This window comes from Salinivibrio sp. VYel1 (assembly GCF_009377945.1).
Classification (GTDB): Bacteria; Pseudomonadota; Gammaproteobacteria; order Enterobacterales; family Vibrionaceae; genus Salinivibrio; species Salinivibrio siamensis.
On record NZ_RSAM01000015.1, the window covers coordinates 14,295 to 36,126 of the forward strand.

General features: G+C 52.4%; 18 protein-coding genes. 9 read left to right on the forward strand and 9 right to left on the reverse strand.

Features of this window, described 5'->3' with window-relative positions:
* Position 1 precedes the first annotated feature (1 nt).
* From gspG to gspC, 5 genes are read right to left on the reverse strand one after another with little or no spacing between them, the layout of a single operon-like run.
* Positions 2–460 carry a type II secretion system major pseudopilin GspG gene (gene gspG / locus EHW58_RS13425; protein ID WP_046074434.1) on the reverse strand — a complete coding sequence of 153 codons (459 nt, stop codon included), beginning with the start codon at positions 458–460 and terminating at the stop codon, positions 2–4.
* A gap of 4 nt (positions 461–464) precedes the next feature.
* The gene (gspF, locus tag EHW58_RS13430) at positions 465–1,700 is read right to left on the reverse strand and encodes a type II secretion system inner membrane protein GspF (RefSeq protein WP_152796991.1); all 1,236 of its coding nucleotides are present in this window, start codon (positions 1,698–1,700) and stop codon (positions 465–467) included.
* On the reverse strand, positions 1,700–3,226 hold the full coding sequence (gspE, locus tag EHW58_RS13435; RefSeq protein ID WP_152796993.1) for a type II secretion system ATPase GspE: 1,527 nt from the start codon (positions 3,224–3,226) through the stop codon (positions 1,700–1,702). The genes gspF and gspE overlap by 1 nt, the downstream gene beginning before the upstream one ends.
* Positions 3,223–5,217, reverse strand: a complete 1,995-nt coding sequence (gspD, locus tag EHW58_RS13440; RefSeq protein WP_152797040.1) for a type II secretion system secretin GspD — start codon at positions 5,215–5,217, stop codon at positions 3,223–3,225. The genes gspE and gspD overlap by 4 nt, the downstream gene beginning before the upstream one ends.
* 56 nt (positions 5,218–5,273) lie before the next feature.
* Positions 5,274–6,200, reverse strand: a complete 927-nt coding sequence (gspC, locus tag EHW58_RS13445; RefSeq protein ID WP_152796995.1) for a type II secretion system protein GspC — start codon at positions 6,198–6,200, stop codon at positions 5,274–5,276.
* Positions 6,201–6,426: 226 nt separating this feature from the next.
* Between gspC and hslR the strand changes: the two genes are divergently transcribed.
* From hslR to EHW58_RS13465, 4 genes are all read left to right on the forward strand, one after another.
* On the forward strand, positions 6,427–6,831 hold the full coding sequence (gene hslR, locus EHW58_RS13450; protein WP_101494489.1) for a ribosome-associated heat shock protein Hsp15: 405 nt from the start codon (positions 6,427–6,429) through the stop codon (positions 6,829–6,831).
* Between the two features lie 34 nt (positions 6,832–6,865).
* On the forward strand, positions 6,866–7,741 hold the full coding sequence (gene hslO, locus EHW58_RS13455) for an Hsp33 family molecular chaperone HslO (protein ID WP_046074438.1): 876 nt from the start codon (positions 6,866–6,868) through the stop codon (positions 7,739–7,741).
* 322 nt (positions 7,742–8,063) lie between these two features.
* Positions 8,064–9,692 carry a phosphoenolpyruvate carboxykinase (ATP) gene (gene pckA, locus EHW58_RS13460; RefSeq protein WP_152796997.1) on the forward strand — a complete coding sequence of 543 codons (1,629 nt, stop codon included), beginning with the start codon at positions 8,064–8,066 and terminating at the stop codon, positions 9,690–9,692.
* Between the two features lie 128 nt (positions 9,693–9,820).
* Positions 9,821–11,665, forward strand: coding sequence for an AsmA family protein (locus EHW58_RS13465; protein WP_152796999.1), 1,845 nt, complete (start codon positions 9,821–9,823; stop codon positions 11,663–11,665).
* Here EHW58_RS13465 and EHW58_RS13470 read toward each other — a convergent pair.
* The 3 genes from EHW58_RS13470 to EHW58_RS13480 are packed head-to-tail and all read right to left on the reverse strand — an operon-like array spanning position 11,662 to position 14,008.
* On the reverse strand, positions 11,662–12,606 hold the full coding sequence (locus tag EHW58_RS13470; RefSeq protein ID WP_046074441.1) for a bifunctional GNAT family N-acetyltransferase/hotdog fold thioesterase: 945 nt from the start codon (positions 12,604–12,606) through the stop codon (positions 11,662–11,664). The genes EHW58_RS13465 and EHW58_RS13470 overlap by 4 nt on opposite strands.
* Positions 12,607–12,633: 27 nt before the next feature.
* Entirely contained in the window at positions 12,634–13,068 is a 435-nt protein-coding gene (gene dtd, locus EHW58_RS13475; protein WP_046074442.1) for a D-aminoacyl-tRNA deacylase, read from the reverse strand.
* Positions 13,040–14,008 carry a virulence factor BrkB family protein gene (locus EHW58_RS13480; protein WP_077579495.1) on the reverse strand — a complete coding sequence of 323 codons (969 nt, stop codon included), beginning with the start codon at positions 14,006–14,008 and terminating at the stop codon, positions 13,040–13,042. Before EHW58_RS13480 ends, dtd begins: the two co-directional genes overlap by 29 nt.
* A gap of 64 nt (positions 14,009–14,072) precedes the next feature.
* Here EHW58_RS13480 and EHW58_RS13485 point away from each other — a divergent pair, with 64 nt between their 5' ends.
* Entirely contained in the window at positions 14,073–14,714 is a 642-nt protein-coding gene (locus EHW58_RS13485; protein ID WP_370517865.1) for a DUF2959 family protein, read from the forward strand.
* Between the two features lie 67 nt (positions 14,715–14,781).
* On the opposite strand, the gene typA is transcribed toward EHW58_RS13485, so the two are convergent.
* A complete protein-coding gene (typA, locus tag EHW58_RS13490; protein WP_046074444.1) occupies positions 14,782–16,608 on the reverse strand; it encodes a translational GTPase TypA in 1,827 nt (608 codons plus the stop codon).
* A gap of 517 nt (positions 16,609–17,125) precedes the next feature.
* Between typA and glnA the strand changes: the two genes are divergently transcribed.
* The 4 genes from glnA to glnG all read left to right on the forward strand — a co-directional run bounded on the left by glnA (position 17,126) and on the right by glnG (position 21,763).
* The gene (gene glnA, locus EHW58_RS13495) at positions 17,126–18,535 is read left to right on the forward strand and encodes a glutamate--ammonia ligase (protein WP_046074445.1); all 1,410 of its coding nucleotides are present in this window, start codon (positions 17,126–17,128) and stop codon (positions 18,533–18,535) included.
* 112 nt (positions 18,536–18,647) lie between these two features.
* On the forward strand, positions 18,648–19,187 hold the full coding sequence (locus EHW58_RS13500) for a DUF4124 domain-containing protein (protein WP_152797003.1): 540 nt from the start codon (positions 18,648–18,650) through the stop codon (positions 19,185–19,187).
* 109 nt (positions 19,188–19,296) lie between these two features.
* Positions 19,297–20,361 carry a nitrogen regulation protein NR(II) gene (glnL, locus tag EHW58_RS13505; RefSeq protein ID WP_152797004.1) on the forward strand — a complete coding sequence of 355 codons (1,065 nt, stop codon included), beginning with the start codon at positions 19,297–19,299 and terminating at the stop codon, positions 20,359–20,361.
* A complete protein-coding gene (gene glnG, locus EHW58_RS13510) occupies positions 20,354–21,763 on the forward strand; it encodes a nitrogen regulation protein NR(I) (RefSeq protein WP_152797006.1) in 1,410 nt (469 codons plus the stop codon). The genes glnL and glnG overlap by 8 nt, the downstream gene beginning before the upstream one ends.
* Positions 21,764–21,832: the final 69 nt, after the last annotated feature.

Genomic DNA, 21,832 nt, shown 5'->3' on the forward strand with positions numbered 1-21,832 from the left:
GTTATTGCAGCTCGTTGAGGTTCCAGTTACCAATGTCTTGGTTGACCCCTTCCCCACCTTCTTGGCCATCAGCGCCTAAAGAAAAGATATCAACAACACCGTGCTCGCCTGGGCTGACATAGCGATAGTCATTGTTCCACGGGTCTTGCGGCAGACGTTTGATGTAACCTTGCGCGGGGTAGTTACGGGGGACCGGATCACTTTGTGGCTGGGTCACTAGCGCGTCTAAGCCTTGATCGGTGGTGGGGTACTGATTGTTATCCAATTTGTACATATCCAGCGCATTTTCAAGCGCACTGACATCCGCCACCGCTTTTTTCACCGCGGCTTTGTCTTTGTTGCCCAGCAAGTTTGGGGCAACAAAGCTGGCTAGCAGGCCAATAATCACCACCACCACCATGACTTCGAGCAACGTGAAACCTTGTTGACGACGCATTTCTTTCTCCTTGTTAAAATTCATAAAATCACAAACCGACCATGTCATTCATGGCAATAATTGGCATCAAGGTGGCCACCACGATAAAAAGCACTAACCCGGCCATCATTACAATCATTAACGGGCCAAATACTCCCAGGGCAACATTGACTTGCGCCTCAAAATCTTTGTCTTGGTTATCGGCTGCGCGTGAGAGCATCGGCTCCAGCTCGCCACTGCGCTCACCGCTAGCAATCATATGTAGCATCATCGGCGGAAACAGCCCGGATTGGTCAAGCGCAACACGCAAGCTAGCCCCCTCACGCACTTTATCGGCGGCCTCTAATACCCGTTTGCGCACATACTGGTTAGTGATCACTTGCGCGGCAACCTTCATTCCGTCCAACAAGGGAATCGCACTGGCGGTGCAAATCGCTAAGGTACGAGCAAAACGCGATGTATTGAGGCCGCGAGCAACACGGCCAAGAATGGGCAGAGAAAGCTTTTGCTTATCCCAGGCAAGACGACGCTGGGTGTCTTTCAGCAATAGACGAATCCCCATACTGACAAGAACCAGCCCACCGACCACCCACACGCCCCACTGGGTGATAAAGTCACTGGCGTTTAAGAGAAATTGGGTTGATGCGGGCAGTGATTGCCCCGTTTGGACAAATTGACCGACGATATCAGGTACCACGGTGGCCAACAGGAAGGCGACAATCAGTACCGAGAAAAATGTCAAAATCGCCGGATACAGCATGGCTTGTAACAAAGTGGCTTGAATGCGTTGACGGTTTTCCACATAGTCCGCAAGGCGTTCGAGGACGGTGCCCAAGTGGCCTGCTTTTTCACCGGCTGAAATCATCGCCCGGTAGAGTTCGTCAAAGACATTGGGGTAATCCGCCAACGCATCGGCGAGTGTATACCCTTCCATCACTCGCGCGCGCACACTGGTCATCATGCTGCCAATTCGCGGCTTCTCGGCCTGCTCTGCCACCGCTTTTAAGCACTCTTCGAGAGGCATCGCCGCCTCAATCAAGGTCGCCAACTGACGGGTGATCAGTGACAGCTCCTGGGTGCTAATACCGCGCCCGCGCTGACGAAAAAGCGGCTGAGAAGCCGTACTTTTTTGTGTCGCACGCTTACGGGTAGTGGCCTGGACATCGAGGGGAGTAAAGCCCTTGTCACGCAATTGTTGCCGCGCTTGGCGTGCCGTGTCGGCTTCAATCACGCCCTTGCGTTTGCGTCCTCGTGCGTCCAGTGCTTGGTAGTCAAAGGCGGCCATTAACTCTCCTTGGTCACTCGCATCACTTCTTCCAGGGTGGTTTCCCCGTTCAGCACTTTGGCCAAGCCGTCATAGCGGATACTGGGGCTTTGCGCCCGCACCGCCTCCTCGATGGCATGCTCACCGGCATCATGGTGAATCAGTGCTTGTACGTTCTCATCCACGGTCAACAACTCATGGATCCCCGTGCGGCCGCGGTAGCCTTTTTGGTGACAATGCTCGCAACCACTTGGTTTATATAAGGTGATGGTTTCGCCTTGATTGGCAAGCCCCACATCTGCAAACAATTGTTGCTGCGTTTCGTCGGCTTGATAGGGCACTCGACAGTGTTCGCACAGGGTACGGACCAAGCGCTGCGCCAATACACCAAGTAGCGATGATGAAAGCAAGAAAGGCTCAATCCCCATATCGCGCAAGCGCGTCACCGCGCCAATGGCAGTGTTGGTATGTAATGTGGACATCACCAAATGGCCGGTCAGGGAGGCTTGAACCGCAATTTGCGCGGTTTCTAAGTCGCGAATTTCCCCCACCATCACCACGTCAGGATCTTGACGCAACATCGCACGCAAACCGCGAGCGAAGGTCATATCGACTTTCGGGTTGACTTGGGTCTGGCCAATACCGGCCAGATCGAACTCGATCGGATCTTCAACGGTGAGGATATTCCGATCCTCACTGTTAATGGTTTGTAATCCTGCGTATAAGGTGGTGGATTTCCCCGACCCGGTCGGCCCGGTGACCAGTAAGATACCATGAGGCTTGTGAATAAGGGTTCGGAAGCCTTGGTGAAGCGCTGGTGCCATGCCAAGTTGGGCTAAATCAAGTTGTACGGCATTCTTATCGAGTAAACGCATCACCACACGCTCACCGTGTGATGAAGGCATGGTCGACACCCGCACATCGACCGCACGGCCACCTATACGGACTGAAATACGACCATCTTGCGGCACGCGCTTTTCGGCAATATCCAGCTTGGCCATGACTTTCACTCGAGAGACTAACAGCGGCGCCAGTTTACGACTCGGAGAGAGGACTTCTCGTAACACACCATCAACACGGAAACGAATCGATAACGCATGCTCAAAGGTTTCAATGTGGATATCAGACGCACTTTCTTTGATCGCTTCCCCCATCATCGCGTTTATGAGCTTGATGATCGGGGCATCATCTTCTGATTCCAGCAGGTCTTCACTTTGAGGCAACTCCTCCGCGAGAGAGAAAAAATCATCACTGTCTGCATCCGCGCCAATATCGGCCATTAGCTGTTGAGCATCTGCGCTATCGCGTTGATACAAACGGGTGAGATGTTGGTCAAAGTCACTGTCTGACACAATTTCAGGGGCACAACTTTTTCCTAACACCCGTTGAACCTCGGCAAGGGTGTTCGGTGTCACAGACGACAAGCACAGTAGGCGTGCAGGCTCAGTGTCATTGAGTAATATCACCCCATGACGGCGGGCAAAGCCAAAAGGCAACTGCCAACGAGCGTCCGGATCTCGGCTGAGCTCTGTCGCGCGATCACTCATCCTGCTAGCTCCGCTTTTAGCGCGCGTACCTCGGCAGGCATCACTGCCTCGCTGTTGTAATCTGGCAGCACCGGCTTTTCGGCATCCGGCATCAGCTTCACGCCGTCTTGTGCCCGTAACAGCTGCTCAGCTCGAATATAGTTGTACTTACGCTGCGTCACGCCATCCGCTGTTAAGCCGGTACGAATAATGGTCGGCTTGATAAACAGCATCAGGTTCTTCTTTTCAGTCTGGGTCGAGGTCGACTTAAACAAGTGACCTAACACGGGAATATCTCCCAGTACAGGGACCTTGGACTCACTCTCTACCGTGCGTTCATCAATCAAACCACTTAGCACAATCATCTGTTGGTCGCCTACCATCACGGAAGTGGTCAACTGGCGCTTGCCAAAGCGCACATCCACAGCACCGCTCGCGCCAAGTACGTTAGACACCTCCTGCTCGATATCCAATAGCACCGCCGATCCTTCATTGATTTGAGGGGTCACCTTCAGCTTGATGCCAACATCTTTACGCTCGACCGTTTGGAACGGGTTATCGTTATTCGAGCCAGTTTGCGAGCCGGTGATGACGGGTACCTCTTCCCCCACCACAAACGAGGCTTCTTGGTTATCCAGTACCATCAGATTGGGCGAAGACAGAATATTGGATTCATTGTTCGAGGCCACTGCTGTCACCAATGCCGTCCAATCGCCCATGATCACCCCAGCCGCGAGGCCATTTAGCCCCCCCAAGACTTCATTGAGCGCCGAGTAATCACCCGATTCAGTCACTTCGACTGGCGTTTCAACTCCATCGATGATTCGAGTTTCGGTACGTGTTCTATCTTTGGTGGCTTCTTGGCCGCCAAGATAACTCGAAACCCCCACCCCTGTGTTATTAAACTGAATGCCCCCGTTTTCGAGCGACCCCCATTGCACCCCTAAATTGGCCCCATCGGATTCGGACATTTCCACAATCAGTGCTTCAATCAAGACTTGCGCACGGCGAATATCAAGCTGAGAAATCACGCTCTCTAAGGTTTTCAATATATCGGGCGGCGCGGTAATCACCAGCGCATTGGTCCCTTGGTGGGCGGAAATCTGCACCGTCTGTTGTGTCGAGCCTGGCTTGCTCTTTTTCTCTTTTTCTTCCAGCAGATTATCCGACACCCCTTTAAGCACATCGACCACCTCGTCCGCTTTGGCATAGCGCAAGTAAATCACTCGGCTATTCCCGGTCGTCGCCATCTCTTTGTCCAACTGTCGGATCAGTTTTTTCACCCGCTCACGCACTTTTGGCTCGCCCGAAACCAAGACCGCATTTAGACGCTCATCGGCGACAATACGCGGTTCAAGCAATTCAGGGCGCGTGTTGGCATTGTCCCGCTCATTCAGTGCATCGACAATACGCACCATTTCAGCGGCAGAGGCGTGCTCTAGGCGCACAACCTCAACCTCTTTATCACCGGCTTGGTCAACACGTTGAATAATATCGGTTAAGCGATTCACCACCGCTGCACGTCCGGTAATCATGATCACATTAGCCGGATCGTAGTGCACCACATTGCCGGCGCCGGCATTGTTGATAAGCTGACGTAAAAGAGGGGACAGTTCACGCACCGAAACGTTTTTTACCGCGACCACACGCGTGACAACTTCATCGCCCACCACGTTATCGGCTTCACCCACCACAGGCACGGGCGACGTTTTGGCATCTTTGTCGCGTACCACCTTGACGACACCGTTATCCATTTCCACCACGGCAAAGCCATATACTTCCAAGACATTGAGGAAAAATTGGTAGTACTGCGCTTCGGTCAACGTGTTGTAGCTGCGGACGTTGACCGTGCCTCTCACGGAGGGATCGACAATGATGGTCTTTTCTAAGTTACGGCCCACAATTTCAATAAATTCCTGAATGTCAGTGCCTTTAAATGATGCACTGAATTCCGCCGCGCTCGCCGACAGCCCAGAGAAAAGAAAAGTCACAGCGATGAAATAGGGGATCAGTCGTTGCCTTAAATTCACGTCACGCTCCTACTGCCGCGCGCAGCGGTGGTTGTAATTTATAATTGAATCGAGATGTCATGTTGCTGTCCTTGCCGCTCGACCACCAGATCAAGCGTGCCATGTTGTTGAATGCGACTGAGAATGTCGGGCAGTGCCACCGAACGACTGAGCTTGAGGCCATTAATCGCAATCGCGATGTCCCCAGACTGCAACCCAGATTGTTCAAACAACACCGGGTTTTTCCCAGGGGTGAGACGAAAGCCTTTCAGCGCCTTGGCATCACCCACTTGCGCGAGCTGCACATAATCAAATAGACGCTGAGGATTTTGATTGAGCTGCTGCGCAAGATTGACCGGCCAGTCAGTGCTGGCTCCCTCATGGGGCGCGGGCTTTGGGGGCGCCACCTCCCCTTTTGACGGTGAAAAGACGGTTTGCGGCGTACTATCCGCCTCTACGCCTGGCATCAACAATGCCTCTCGCCGTGTTCCCTGGCGTAAGATCACCCGATCTGACAACACCTGGTCAATACTGACTTGGGTGCCGTTCACCTGCTCACCCACCCCATAGGTGGCCTGCTGGCCGCGATTGGCGATCACCGCCAACGCGCGGGATGGTTGGTCACTGGCCACCACCCCTACCAAGGTTAATTGCAAGCGTGTTTCCGGCACCTCGCTCACTGCTTGTCGACGCTGCGCCTTTGAGGTTTGATAACGCCCGAAAAGCTGGGCATTGATCACAGGTGCAAGAGACAGCCTGTTCCCGGGGGATTGAGAGGTGGACGCTTCGTGCATCACAGGCGACTGCGTAGGAGGCGCAGGCTGATAAAAAGCCCACACCAGACGACCTGCCAACCATGCGAGCACGCAGGCTAGGCCAATATTGAGCCAAGGGGCAGCGCGACGCAGTGTGTGTGGCGACAAAGAGAAGCGATTATGTTGGCGTCCTGCCTGAGAGATCATGCCTTTTAAACCAATTTGGGTCACCGTTTATCCATTGATGGCTTTTTTTGCCAGCAAGTTCCATCATTAGATTACGAAAAGCTGGGCATACTAGCAAAAACACTGTGTGATAGTGAGACTTTTTCAGTCATAGATCGGTATTTTATCGAAGTCATCGACTGGACGGGCAGCGGAACCACGATGCTGTGATACTGCTCTAAAGTAAATTTTGTGCTAATGTCGCCGATCCAGATTGCGCAGGAGTTGGATGATGAAAAACCACGCATCAACGCCCTTGACGGCGGTCAGGTTAGATAAATGGCTATGGGCTGCCCGTTTTTACAAAACGCGCTCCATTGCGCGCAATATGATTGACGGGGGCAAAGTACAGTACAATGGCCAACGTGCTAAGCCGAGTAAAATGGTAGAAGTCGGAGCAGAAATCCGCCTTCGCCAAGGCAATGATGAAAAAACCGTCACTGTCATGGCGCTTTCGGAGCAGCGGCAGGGGGCGCCGATCGCGCAAACCTTGTATCAAGAAACCGAGAGCAGCCTCGCCAAGCGCGAGCACGAGTCAGAAATGCGTCGCTTAAATGCACACAACCCACGTCCTGATGGGCGGCCGGATAAAAAGCAACGCCGAGATATTCGTAAATTTAAACAAGGCATAGATTAAGGTCGCATTCGCGCCATTGCCGGAGAGAGATTGCATGTCAAACGATCAACTACACCGTTACCTATTTGAAGATGTGTCTGTTCGTGGTGAGCTGGTCAAGCTCGATGACACCTATCAGCGCATACTTGAAAACCAAGATTTCCCGGCGCCGGTCAATGCCTTGCTGGGAGAGATGCTCGCCGCGACCAGCTTATTGACCGCTACGCTCAAGTTTAACGGCTCAATCACAGTGCAACTGCAAGGCGATGGTCCTGTCTCTCTCGCTGTGATTAATGGGGATCACCACCAGCAGCTGCGGGGAACGGCTCGCGTCAAGGGCGAAGTCAAAGACGATGCAACCCTGCCGGAGATGATGGGCAAAGGCCAACTCATCATCACCATTGAGCCTGTCGATGGTGAACGCTATCAAGGGATTGTCGGTCTTGAGTCTGACAACTTACAAGCCTGTCTTGAAGATTACTTCGCCCGTTCCGAGCAACTGATGACTCGCCTTTGGTTGCGCACGGGTGAGCACGACGGTAAGCCCCATGCGGCTGGGATGATGCTGCAAATCCTGCCAGATGGCAAAGGCGACAACAGCGACTTCGAGCATCTGGCTCAGTTGACTGAAACCATTAAAAACGAAGAGCTATTTAGCCTGTCTGCTAAAGATGTGCTGTATCGTTTGTACCACCAAGAAAAAGTCACGCTGTATCCAGCGCAAGAGGTGGTATTCAAATGCAGCTGCTCACGTGAGCGCAGTGCCAGCGCGATCGCCGCCATTGAGCGTAGCGAAGTGGATAAAATGGTGGCTGAAATGGGAACGATTCATTTGCATTGTGATTATTGTGGCACAGATTACGCTTTCGATAGTGTTGATGTTGCAGCTATTTTCGAGCAAAACGCGGATTCTTCCTCACAAATGCAGTAACAGCGTGCTACATTTTTAGCGCTCCGAAGCAAATCCACCTGACGGAGTTCAAAAGCCAGCATTATGCTGGCTTTTTTCTTATTCCTACCCGACTTAACTCACATTTTTTCTCGCATTATTTTTGTACAAACAATAATAGGTCTTTGGGTAGCGCAAACGATTAACTAAGCGTTACCATGTCTATGACATGGCACCTGGTGGTCCGTACCCTACAATCAAAATAACCCCAGTGTGCAGTCTTATATGGAGTCAGTCCCTGAAATCACATATTCAGGTTGCTAGCACAAAGACAGTTAACAACATCTTACCCCAAGGAGCACCTATGACTGTCCTGAACGTCGAACCCGAGGTCGCTGACATCGATCTTTCCCGTCATGGTCTGGAAAATGTCAAAGAAGTCATCCGTAACCCCTCTTATGAGCAACTGTTCGAGGAAGAAACCAAACCTGGGCTGGAAGGCTACGAAAAAGGCGTGGTGACCGAGCTCGGCGCGGTGGCGGTAGATACGGGTATTTTTACCGGCCGCTCACCAAAAGATAAGTACATCGTCCGCGATGACACCACCCGCGATACCATTTGGTGGTCTGATCAAGGCAAAAACGATAATAAGCCGATTGACCAAGCGGTATGGAAAGATCTGAAAGCCCTCGTCACTGATCAATTATCAGGCAAGCGCCTGTTTGTGATTGATGGCTATTGTGGCGCCAACCCAAATACTCGATTACGTATTCGCGTGATCACCGAGGTAGCGTGGCAAGCACACTTCGTGAAAAACATGTTTATCCGCCCAACCGATGAAGAGCTGAAAGACTTTGAGCCCGACTTTGTGGTGATGAACGGTGCCAAGTGTGTCAATACCAAATGGCGCGAGCAAGGTTTGAACTCGGAAAACTTCACCGTATTCAACCTCACCGAACGCATGCAGCTCATCGGCGGTACCTGGTACGGCGGCGAGATGAAAAAAGGCATGTTCGCGATGATGAATTACTTCTTGCCACTGCAAGATATCGCCTCGATGCACTGCTCGGCGAACATGGGTAAAGACGGTGATGTCGCCATCTTCTTTGGTTTATCCGGCACCGGCAAAACCACCCTCTCTACCGATCCCAAACGCCAGCTGATTGGTGATGATGAACACGGCTGGGACGACCATGGTGTGTTTAACTTCGAAGGCGGGTGCTACGCGAAAACCATCAAGCTCTCGAAAGAAGCAGAACCCGATATTTACAACGCCATTCGCCGTGATGCATTGCTGGAAAACGTTACCGTTCGCGGCAATGGCACCATCGACTTTGACGACAACACCAAAACAGAAAACACCCGTGTCTCCTACCCAATTTACCACATCGATAACATCGTTAAGCCGGTATCAAAAGGGGGGCATGCCAACAAGGTGATTTTCTTGTCGGCGGATGCCTTTGGTGTGCTGCCCCCGGTGTCTAAGCTGACGCCAGAGCAAACCAAGTACCACTTTTTATCTGGCTTCACGGCTAAGCTCGCGGGCACTGAGCGTGGTATTACCGAGCCCACACCAGCGTTTTCCGCCGCCTTCGGTGCCGCCTTCTTGACCTTGCATCCGACCAAGTACGCAGAGGTGTTGGTCAAACGCATGGAAGCCGCCGGCGCGGAAGCCTATTTGGTCAACACGGGCTGGAACGGCTCAGGCCAACGGATCTCCATCCAGGATACGCGTGCGATCATTGATGCGATTTTAGATGGCTCCATCGAAAAAGCGGAGACCAAGTCAATTCCAATCTTTAATTTGGAAGTGCCCATCTCACTCGACGAAGTGAGCGACGGCATTCTTGACCCGCGTGACACCTATGTCGATCCTCTTCAGTGGGAAAGCAAAGCCAACGATCTGGCACAACGCTTTATCGATAACTTTGAAAAATATACCGACACCCCCGAAGGAGCCGCGCTGGTCTCAGCCGGACCTAAGCTAGACTAACCCCCTACCCCCGTATCGCGCGTGCGATATGGGGGCCTCTTCCCCGACCGAGATACTGGCTAATAGTTGAAGTGACGACACTTTTGCGCCAGTCTTATTGCTACTGATTGCCTTAATAGGGTTGGTTCATGCGCATCCTGGCCAAACTGTTCGCCAGCTTTTTCATTCTCTGTGTCACCGCATTATTGGTGTTAGCAGTCCTCTTTCACACACGCTACAGCACCGCGCTGTTTCATCATGTCGTGTCACCTTTGCTGCCAGGCGATCTCTCCGCCAAACAGGTGGTCTATCATTGGCGTCAGCCACTGAGTTTGACCCTCACCAAGCCTAACTATCACGTCGGTCCGCAACACTGGCAGGCCGACCGGCTGCGCGTACAACTTGATGCTACCCGGTTGCCACACATTCACTGGCTGCGGATTGATGGCCTGTCTATCGATCTGACGGGCCGCACGCCATCACCTAGCCTAGAGATGTTGCCTGCGTCCCTGCAAATCGGTCGTATCTTGTTCAACGACCTAAATCTCATTGGACGAGATTGGCAAGCGCACCAAGTGAGTGCCCAGCTTGATAAGTGGCAAAAGGGCGACTCACCATGGGGATCGGTCCGTGGTCGCGCACAATGGGAAGCCAAACAGATCGATTGGCACGACCTAACGGTCTCTGATGCCCTCCTAGATGCCCAACCCTCGCCAAAAGGCTGGCAACTCAATGGCGTCTCATTTCAATGGCAACGTGCTGCCTTTAGCGCCCAAGGGCAATGGCAACCTGGTGCACTCGCCTTGAGCCAATTGACCATTAGCAATGCCATTGTGGATAGTGAGCAAACACAACAGCGGCTCCGCGAAGCCTTGTCACATTGGCCGTCAAACACCCAGGTCACCATCGCTCGAGCGGACGTCCGTCAACTCAGTGCCGAAACGGATCATCTGTCGGTCAATGCCCTGACCTTTTCAGCGGAACAATTAGCGTTTACCCCTCAGTCGCCTTGGTGGCATCAACCTCAGCTACGCGCCTCGTTTAATGCCGACTATATCCGTTGGCAAGGGCAAACGTGGGAGCAACCGTTAGGGGAGCTGGAGCGTCGCGGTGATACGTGGATAGTCAATCAATTCACCAGTCAGTGGCATGAAGGGTTTATCGCGCTTTCCGGCCAATTTTCGCCCCAAGCTTGGCAGATAGACAGGCTACGCGCCAATGGCCTCACCCTCAGCCGCGAACGGCTTAGGCCGCTGATAGGCGCATTGCCAGATTGGCCGCCACATATCGTCATTACCGATCTGTCGCTGAAACACAATGAGTGGTTAGCGTTATCGCCAGGGTTCCCGGTCAAGGTGGATGGCATTGATATCGATGGGCGCGATCTGCGTCTGCGGCATGACACGCAGTGGCAATTACGCCATGGAACACTGACCGCGAGCGCCAGCTATGCCAGCATCAATCAGCAGTGGCTGGCTGAACCCTACTTACGCGTAGAAGCGAGCGATGGGCTCGTCAATCTACGTCAATTATTACTGGGTTTTTCCGATGGTCAGCTTGCTGCCTCCGGCCAGTGGAATTACAACACGCCGAGCCTACCATGGTCATTCCAAATTGACGGCCTACACGTCCCCTTATCCCTTTATCAATCATGGTTTGACTGGCCGCTGCCTTTAGGCGGGTTTCACGATCTTCAAGGGCAATGGTCTGGGCTGGCGTCTGATACCGAAAGTTTCAACGTGGGGTTAAATGGCACCCTTGCCGTTACCCTGCTGAATGGCCACGCGGATGTCACGCCAGATAAAGGCTGGCCAGAACGAATGTCTGGGTGGTTTCAAAAAACGCCGACCCAGCAACGTCAGTCGCGGTCGTTCCCGTTTGAACAACTTTCTCTAAAAGCCGACCGTGGCCATATCACGGGTATTCTTCAGGGGGACACATCCGTGTCGATTGATTGGCCGATTTATCAAACCGCCACCCCAAGTGTACGTTAACGCAGTAGTGCCAACTGAGGGGCAGGCTGTGCGGTGGCACCATCGTCTGATGGCAGCAACACATAAGTGCCGGTAAACACGCCGGCCTTATCGTCGCCACTAAAAAACTCGACTTCGAGCGTGACACGCGCCCGACGACCGTTTTCCAGCCTATCAAGCTCACCGCTCAAGTTATCCAGCGATACACTCGCCCTTGGCCGCTCCGCCACCGGGCGACGATAACGAATGTGGCTGTCTGCGAGGACAATATCCGCACTGAGTTGACGCTCTTTCATTAACAGCCACACCATTCCCCAACCCGCGAGCGTGGCAAGACTAAAAATGCTGCCCGCAAACATGGTGTGACGCGGATTCAAATTGGCATTTAAATTGGCACAAACTTCAAAGTGATAGCCGGTGAATTGGCTGATCTGCACCCCCATTTTATCGCTGATAGGGATTTGTTCTTGCCAGCGCTGCTGCAGCTCGGTACACCACTCAGGATGACGTACCACATCAGACAAAGGGTCTAAGGGTTTCACCATCTGTTGATGACGAATCGGCCCGCGCTCATCACTGAGATCCCCCTGACGAATGAAGTCATGTTGAGCATAAAAGCTTACCGCCTCTTCTCGCGCACTGCACACAAGACGCTTGGCCCCCTCTTGCCGGGCCAATGACTCTAGTGCCATTAATATGAGCGCCCCGAGGCCACGATTACGAAAATCGGGAGAGACCGCCATATAACGGATCTGACCATCGTTGTCTGGGGTTAAGTAAAGACGCCCGATGGCGACGGGGTCATCATCACTGTCGACAATCATCCGATGACAGGCATTGCCATCGTAGGCATCGCGCTCTGAGCCGCGCGGCGCATGCCAAGGCTCGCGCAACATGCGATAGCGAAAGTCATAGTAACGCGCAAGCTCTTGCTCTGTGCGTGGCGTGACGATTTTAAACATGCCTATCTCTCCCTGTTAGGCGCACATTTATACCTGAAGCCAGAAAGTTACCGGCCCATCATTGACCAAGCTCACCTTCATATCTGCAGCAAACTGACCGGTTTGCGTCTTCACGCCAGCCTGTTGGCAATCATGACAAAACACCTCATACAGGCGTTCCGCTTCGGCGGGCGAGGCCCCTGAAAAACTTGGACGCATTCCTTTTTTCGTGTCAGCCGCGAGGGTGAACTGAGAGACCACCAGTAACGATCCCCCTGCCTGTGACACATTAAGATTCATTTTTCCTTCGTCATCTTCAAAGACGCGATAACCGCGCACTTTATGCGCCAGCTTGGCTGCCTGAGTCTCGGTGTCGCCTTTCTCGACACCTAGCAGCACGACCAAGCCTTTTCCTATACAGCCCACGCGAGTGCCTTCTACGGTCACATTGGCTTCACTCACGCGTTGAATGAGGGCGATCATGGGTTTCCTCTTTTTCAATGGTTAAAGGGGGAGATGACGCATCCAGAGCGCTCGACCCAAAATGAGAAGCGTCGCCCTCCGCGCGCGGCCACCAACGTTCAGACTCTCTCAGCGTCGCCGTCACTTGGGCACCAAACAATACGATACACCAACTAAAATACACCCAGACAAAGAGAATGGGTATCACCGCCAACGCGCCATAAATCAGTTGATACGAGGGAAAGTGCGTCACATAGAGGGCGAAGACTTTCTTGCTTAATTCAAACAGGATACTCGCCACCGCCGCCCCGGCAAAGGCATGGCGCAGACGCACGCGCGTATTGGGGACCAACGTATAAAGCCCCATGAAGGTCAATGTGGTCAGGATAAAGGGCAAAACGCGCAATAAAGTGGTAAACAAATCATTGGCAATCCCGCTTTGTAATAACGACAGCGAGGTTAAATAGGAGCTCAACGCAATGCTGGTGCCAATAAGAATTGGCCCTAAGGTGAGCACCATCCAATAGATGGAAAAGGCGATCATTGTGGGTCGCTTGGTCTGAATTTTAAAGGTGTGATTCAGGCTTTTGTCGATGGCGGAAATCAGCATGATGGCCACCACAAACAAAAAACTCACCCCCACTGCCGTCATCTTGCCGGCATTAGCAACAAACTCATTGAGGTAGCGTGCCACCACCTCGCCAGCAGCCGGCACAAAGTTGTTAATCACAAACTGCTGTAACGTCTCACCCACCTCTGAAAAACCAGGAAAACTCGAAAAGGCGGATAATACCACGGTCACCAAGGGGACCAAAGATAATAGGGTCACATACGCCATATGGCCCGCACTCACCGTGAGCCGATCTTCGCCCATACGCCGCCATAAATGGGTCAGCATCGCCATCAACCAATGACGATAATGACACCACCTTTTCTCATCCAGGATCCCAATTTTGCGCATCCTTCCACCTTAACCTTGTGTTAGCCTTAAGCGTAATGAGTGTACATGATTTATGATTAAGGAGTTGCCTGTGCGGGTTATCTTTATGCTTGCGACCTTTTTAACCCTACTCACCGGCTGTCAGTCTGCCTATTACTCGGCGATGGAGCAAGTGGGCATCCATAAACGCGATATCATGGTCGACAGAGTGGAAGACGCCGCTGATGCGCAGCAAGCGGCGCAGTCAAAATTTAAAGACGCACGACAAGCTTTAAGCCAGCTCACGGGGTTTGAGGGGGGAGAGCTACAAGCCGCCTATGAGGCAGTCGATAGTCAGTACCAGCAAAGCCATGATGCCGTCACCCGCGTGCGTGAACGCATCGACGCCCTTGAATCTGTCTCTGACGCGCTGTTTGATGAGTGGGAAGAAGAATTAGACTTGTACACGAATCGACGCCTACAGCGTGATAGTGAGCAGCGCTTACGCCAGACTCGTGAGGAATACGAGCGATTACGTGATGCCATGCGTCGTGCCGAACAAACCATGACACCGGTACTGAACACCTTGCAAGATAACCGGCTTTATCTCAAACACAACCTCAATGCCCGCGCAATTGGTGCGTTACAAGGTGAGTTGGATGCCCTTTCGGACGAGATAGACCGCGCAGTCGCTGACATGCAACGCGCAATCCAAGCGTCAAATCGCTTTATCCAAACCCTCAATTAAACGCTAGCCAATAAAAAAGGCACCCGAGGGTGCCCTTTGTCCACATCGCGCGGTGATGCCCGCGTGATTAACCTTTACGACCTGCGCGCTTACGCTCGGTTTCGGTCAATAGCTTCTTACGGATACGAATGCTCTCCGGCGTCGCTTCAACCAGTTCATCATCATCGATAAACTCAAGCGCCTGCTCCAAGGTGTACTTGATCGCTGGGCTCAATACCTGCGCGTCATCGGTACCTGATGCACGAACGTTGGTCAGCTGCTTACCTTTCAAGCAGTTAACGGTCAGATCGTTGGCACGATTATGAATACCAATCACCTGACCTTCGTATACTTCGTCACCGTGCTCGGCAAACAAGCGTCCGCGGTCTTGCAAGTTAAACAGTGCGTAAGTCAGTGCTTTACCTGCCGCATTTGAGATCAACACACCATTAATGCGCTGGCCAATATCGCCACCTTTGTACTTACCGTAATGGTCAAAGGTATGATAAATCAGCCCCGAGCCAGAGGTCAGTGTTAAAAACTCTGTTTGGAAACCAATCAGACCACGTGATGGCATCACAAAGTCCATGCGTACACGGCCTTTACCATCTGGAAGCATGTTCGTCAGCTCGCCTTTACGCAGACCGATGCTTTCCATCACGCCACCTTGATGCTCTTCGAGCACGTCAATGGTCACTGTCTCAAACGGTTCGAATTTCTCGCCGTTTTCTTCTTTGATGATCACTTCTGGGCGCGATACCGCCAGCTCAAAGCCTTCGCGACGCATGTTTTCGATCAAAATAGACAGATGGAGTTCACCACGGCCAGACACGCGGAATTTATCTGGGTTATCGGTCTCTTCCACGCGAAGTGCCACATTGTGGACCAGCTCTTTTTGCAGACGCTCAAGGATATTACGTGACGTAACGTATTTACCTTCGAGACCTGCAAACGGCGAGGTATTCACCTGGAAGGTCATGGTCACAGTGGGCTCATCCACCGTCAGTGCAGGCAAGGCTTCCACATTACTTGGATCGCAAATCGTGTCTGAGATTTTCAGCTCACCCAACCCCGTAATGGCAATAATATCGCCCGCAGAGGCTTCATCAACGTCATGACGCTCTAGGCCCATGTAGCCCAAAACACTGCCGACTTTACCGTTACGCTTGCTGCCATCTGCACTCACAATCGTGACTTGCTGGTTCGGCTTCACTGAGCCACGTGTAATACGACCCACACCGATCACACCCACATAAGAGTTATAATCCAGCTGAGACACCTGCATTTGCAGCGGCGTGGTGATATCGACATCCGGTGCATCAACGTTATCAACGATCGCGTTGAACAGCGGCTCCATATCCTCGCCTTCTGTGGTTTCTTCTAGGCTCGCCCAGCCGTTAAGGGCTGACGCGTAAACCACTTGGAAATCCAATTGCTCATCCGACGCACCGAGGGTGTCAAACAAGTCAAAGACTTGATCCATCACCCAGTCAGGACGCGCCCCAGGGCGGTCAATCTTGTTGATCACCACAATCGGTTTCAAACCATGGGCAAAGGCTTTTTGGGTCACAAAACGGGTTTGCGGCATCGGGCCGTCTACCGCATCGACGACCAGTAGTACGGAGTCAACCATCGACATGATACGCTCAACCTCACCACCAAAGTCGGCGTGTCCTGGGGTATCAACGATGTTGATGCGGTAGTCATTCCAGTTAATGGCAGTGTTCTTGGCCAAGATGGTAATGCCACGTTCTTTCTCAATGTCGTTTGAGTCCATGACACGCTCTTCCACCTCACCGCGGGAAGCCAGCGTACCGGATTGCTGCAGCAGCTTATCCACTAGCGTGGTTTTACCGTGGTCAACGTGGGCAATAATGGCGATATTTCTTAGTTTATCTGTCTGTATTTTGGTCATGGACTCTCTTTTTCACTCGATAGACGGGGCGCGCGCCGAAGTTGGCGAGCTATGCTAACACGACGGCACCGCCACCTGATTAAAAAAACGGCCGTAATGTACCAGATTTTGTCGCAAAACCCACCTTATTATGTGAATTGGCTCACCGTCACTCAGGGTTCACCCTGTCACAGTTGGTTATTTATTGTGCAAATACAAGGATTCATCGTGATGAGAGAAAAATGAATTTTTAAAGACCGTCCACACTCTTGTCATGCATTGTCTGCTACAAAGAGAGGGGACGATGCCTGCACGCATCTCGTGCAAAGCGGCGCACCGTCTTTGCCCTTTGCACCATATGCGATCACGATTGCACTATAATGGTGCACATTGCACGCTTTTGACCCAGGCTGCACACGGTTTTATCGCGTTAAACGCGGTTTGGCGCGGCTTAAAATTGTTGGCACGGTTTTCGCTTTGTCATGAAGCAAGGAGCCAACTCGCTATTTACTCAATTTGACACCGGAGGTTATTTCACATGTCAGTAGAAAACGTGCTCGCACTGATCCAAGAAAACGAGGTGAAATTCATCGACCTGCGCTTTACCGATACCAAGGGTAAAGAGCAACATGTTTCTATTCCCTCACATCAGATTGATGATGACTTCTTTGAAGAAGGCAAAATGTTTGATGGCTCATCGGTTGCGGGCTGGAAAGGCATTAATGAGTCAGACATGGTGATGATGCCTGACCCAAGCTCTGCCGTGCTTGACCCTTTTACCGAGGAAAGCACCCTGAATATCCGTTGTGACATTCTTGAGCCTTCAACCATGCAAGGCTACGACCGTGACCCACGCTCAATTGCTAAACGCGCAGAAGATTACATGCGCGCAACCGGCATCGCCGATACCGTTCTCATCGGTCCTGAGCCAGAGTTCTTCTTATTCGACGACGTCAAATTTGCCACCGATATGGCTGGCTCGTTCTACAAAATTGACGACGTCGAAGCAAGCTGGAACTCAGGCACCGCTCTCGAAGGGGGTAACAAAGGTCACCGCCCTGGTGTGAAAGGCGGTTATTTCCCAGTTGCACCGGTTGATTCATCACAAGACATCCGTTCTGCCATGTCATTAGTGATGGAGGAAATGGGTCTAGTGGTTGAAGCACATCACCACGAGGTAGCGACCGCGGGTCAGAATGAAATTGCCACCCGTTTCAACACCTTGACCACCAAAGCCGACGAAATTCAAATCTACAAATACGTGGTTCACAATGTCGCGCACGCCTTTGGTAAAACGGCAACCTTTATGCCTAAGCCACTGGTTGGTGACAATGGTTCAGGAATGCACGTCCACCAGTCGCTTGCCAAAGATGGTCAAAACCTGTTTGCCGGTGACAAATACGGTGGTTTGTCTGAAACCGCACTGTACTACATTGGCGGTGTCATCAAGCACGCGCGTGCGATCAACGCATTCGCCAACGCCTCAACCAACTCGTATAAGCGTCTGGTCCCAGGCTTTGAAGCGCCGGTCATGTTGGCTTACTCAGCACGTAACCGCTCAGCGTCAATCCGTATCCCTGTGGTACCGAGCCCGAAAGCACGCCGTATTGAGCTTCGCTTTGCCGACCCAACAGCCAACCCGTATCTCTGCTTCGCTGCCATGCTAATGGCTGGCCTAGACGGGATTAAGAACAAGATCCATCCTGGCGATGCCATGGACAAAGACTTGTACGACTTGCCAGCGGAAGAAGCAGCGGAAATCCCAACCGTTGCCGAGTCACTGAAAGAGGCCCTGCAAGCGCTTGACGCGGATCGTGAATTCTTGACCACAGGTGGCGTATTCTCGGATGACTTCATTGATTCTTACATCACGCTGAAAGGCGAAGATGTTGAGCGCATCCAAATGACCACGCATCCCGTAGAATTCGAGTTGTACTACTCGGTATAAGCGCGCAAACAACGCAAATTGTTGCCCACCTCGCAGGTGGGCTTTTTTGTGCTTTTTACCCGCACGATGTGGCTTATCATGGTCCATATCTTCAGAAAAAGAAGGGTAAGCGATGCGCTGGATAGCCATCATCGTGTTCAGCCTCACTGTCACCTGCCAGGCTGGCACGATTTACCAATGGCGGGATCAAAACGGACAGTGGCATATCAGTGATCAGCCTCCCAATGCGCCCCACCAAGTGCGGCATTATGCTCCCTCGCCGGTGTCGCCATCGTTAACGCAACCGCCGCAGACAACCACCCAGCCCGCCAGTCAATCAAACGTGGCGATCACACTGGTTCACCCCAGTGATGGCGCGACGTTACGTAATAATCCCGGTAAGGTTTCAGTAAAAGCCACCCTTGCTCCGGCGGCTTCCCCAAGCGACCAGGTCCAGCTGGTGATGGACGGTAACCCCGTTCAGGCTCACCCTAAGCAGACGCGTAGCGCCTCACAGCTCACACTACAATGGCACCTCAGCCCGATAGACAGGGGCACCCATCGTTTTCAAGTCCGCTATTTAGAAAGCGGCAAGGTAATTGCATCATCCTCTGAGCATCAGGTGTATTTGCATCGCGCCCATGTGAATCAGCCACATCGAACGCATGATTAATCCGCGGCAACGCCGATGAATTCACAAACCCGGCAGTGCAAGCTGCATCAAGCAAGGATCTCGATTACACTCAATGCACCAAAACAGTGCAAACAAGGACGCAACACAGATGACCCCCGCTCAACTGTTCGATCATCTTCTCACCGCGATCATTGTGGTGGATAGCCAATGGCGTATTCAGTACGTCAACGCGGCCGCCGAGCAGCTGATGCACCAAAGTGCCAGGCGCCTGCTGACACAACCGCTCACCGCGCAGATTCAGCACGCCAGCGTCGACTGGGGACAAATTGCCAACACCACACGTGCCGGGCAAAGCTTGACGGACAGTGATGTGACCTGGGTGGTGGACGGCCAGCCACAAAAGGTGCAACTCAGCGCCAGTCCGTTGTTTGATCAAGAAGATGAGGGACGGCTGTTACTGGAAGTGAATGTGGTCAGCCAACAACAAAGGATCAGTAAGGAGCTTACCCAAAAAGCGCAACAACAAGCGGCAAAAGAGTTGGTACGCGGCTTGGCACATGAAATAAAAAACCCGCTCGGCGGCTTACGCGGGGCGGCACAGTTGCTAGAAAAGATGCTGCCTGATGCGAACTTGGCTGAATATACGCAAATTATTATCGAGCAAGCCGACCGATTGCGAAACTTGGTCGACCGTTTACTGGGGCCACAGCGCCCTGGGTTGCGCCAACGACAAAACATTCACGTTGTGTTGGAAAAAGTCCGCCAATTGATCAGCCTCGATAACCACGAAGGCATCCAGATCATTCGCGATTACGACCCCAGCTTACCCGATTTTGAGATGGATCCTGAGCAGCTTGAGCAAGCGATTCTCAACGTCGCCACCAATGCTGCCGATGCCATACGCGGTCAGCCTGACGCCTGTTTGACGCTCCGCACGCGTACAGGCTTTCAAACCGTGATCCATGGCGAGCGTCACCGAGTGGTCGCGCAAATTGAAATCATCGACAATGGGCCTGGGATCGCGCCGCATTTGCAGGATACCTTGTTTTACCCCATGGTGACGAGCAAGGCTGACGGCAATGGGCTTGGACTCGCTATCACCCATCATTTAATCGATCAGCATCAAGGCAAAATTGACGTGAATAGCTGGCCAGGCCATACCTGCTTCACCATCCAATTGCCAATCATTGAAAAGGACACGCCACATGAGTAAAGGGACCATTTGGATTGTTGATGATGACAGCTCCATTCGTTGGGTGATGGAACGCACCCTCAGTGCCGCCGGCCTCACCTGCGATACGTTTAGCAATGCTGAAAATGTACTCAGTGCCCTGCATGAACGTCGCCCTGATGTGTTGGTCTCCGATATTCGCATGCCAGGTAGCGATGGGCTGGCGCTGCTAAAAACGGTACAAGAGCAACACCCTGACTTACCCGTGATCATCATGACCGCGCACTCGGATTTAGATGCCGCGGTTAACGCCTACCAAAAAGGCGCGTTTGAATACCTGCCCAAGCCGTTTGATATTGATGAAGCGCTGGCACTGGTTGAGCGCGCACTGGCCCACTATAAAGAGCAGCAAAAGCAACAAACGTCACAACAGCCGCAAACGCAGACACCAGAGATCATCGGCGAGGCGCCCGCGATGCAAGAGGTGTTTCGTGCCATTGGCCGGCTGTCACGCTCCTCGATTTCGGTGTTAATCAATGGTGAGTCGGGCACGGGTAAGGAGCTAGTCGCCCAAGCGCTACATCGTCATAGTCCGCGGGCCAATCAAGCCTTTATCGCCCTGAATATGGCCGCCATCCCCAAAGACTTGATTGAGTCCGAGCTGTTCGGTCATGAAAAAGGGGCATTTACTGGGGCCAACGCGGTCAGGCAAGGACGCTTTGAGCAAGCCAATGGGGGGACGTTATTTCTCGATGAGATTGGCGATATGCCATTGGATGTGCAAACGCGTTTACTGCGTGTGCTAGCGGATGGTCAATTCTATCGGGTCGGCGGTCACGCGGCGGTCGATGTGGATGTGCGCATTATCGCGGCTACCCACCAAGATCTCGAACGCTTGGTGACAGAAGGCAGTTTCCGAGACGACCTGTTTCACCGCTTGAACGTGATCCGCGTTCATCTGCCCTCACTCAAAGATAGGCGCCAAGATATTCCCCAGCTATGTCAGCATTTTCTTGCCCGCGCGGCCAAAGAGCTGGATGTCGAAGCCAAGCAACTCCACCCAGACACAGAAACCATGATGAGCCAGTTACCTTGGCCGGGTAACGTCCGCCAGCTAGAAAACACCTGCCGCTGGCTGACCGTGATGGCCAGCAGTAAGGAGGTGCTGCCCTCCGATCTCCCAAGGGAGCTGCTCAACCAGCCAAGTGCTATGACCGACAATGAAGCCCATGATTGGCAGCAGGCTCTCACGTATTGGGCGCAAGATGCGATAACACAAGGACAACATGGTATTTTGCAACAAGCGCTCCCCAGTGTTGAACGCATCTTGTTACAATCGGCGCTCAAGCACACGCATGGTCACAAACAAGAGGCAGCTAAAATTTTAGGGTGGGGGCGTAATACCCTGACACGTAAACTCAAAGAGCTAAATATTGAGTCGTAACTCATTATTGAAACTGACACTCTTTGAACCTCTGCTAAATTTAAGTAAAGAGATTGAGGTAAAATCTAA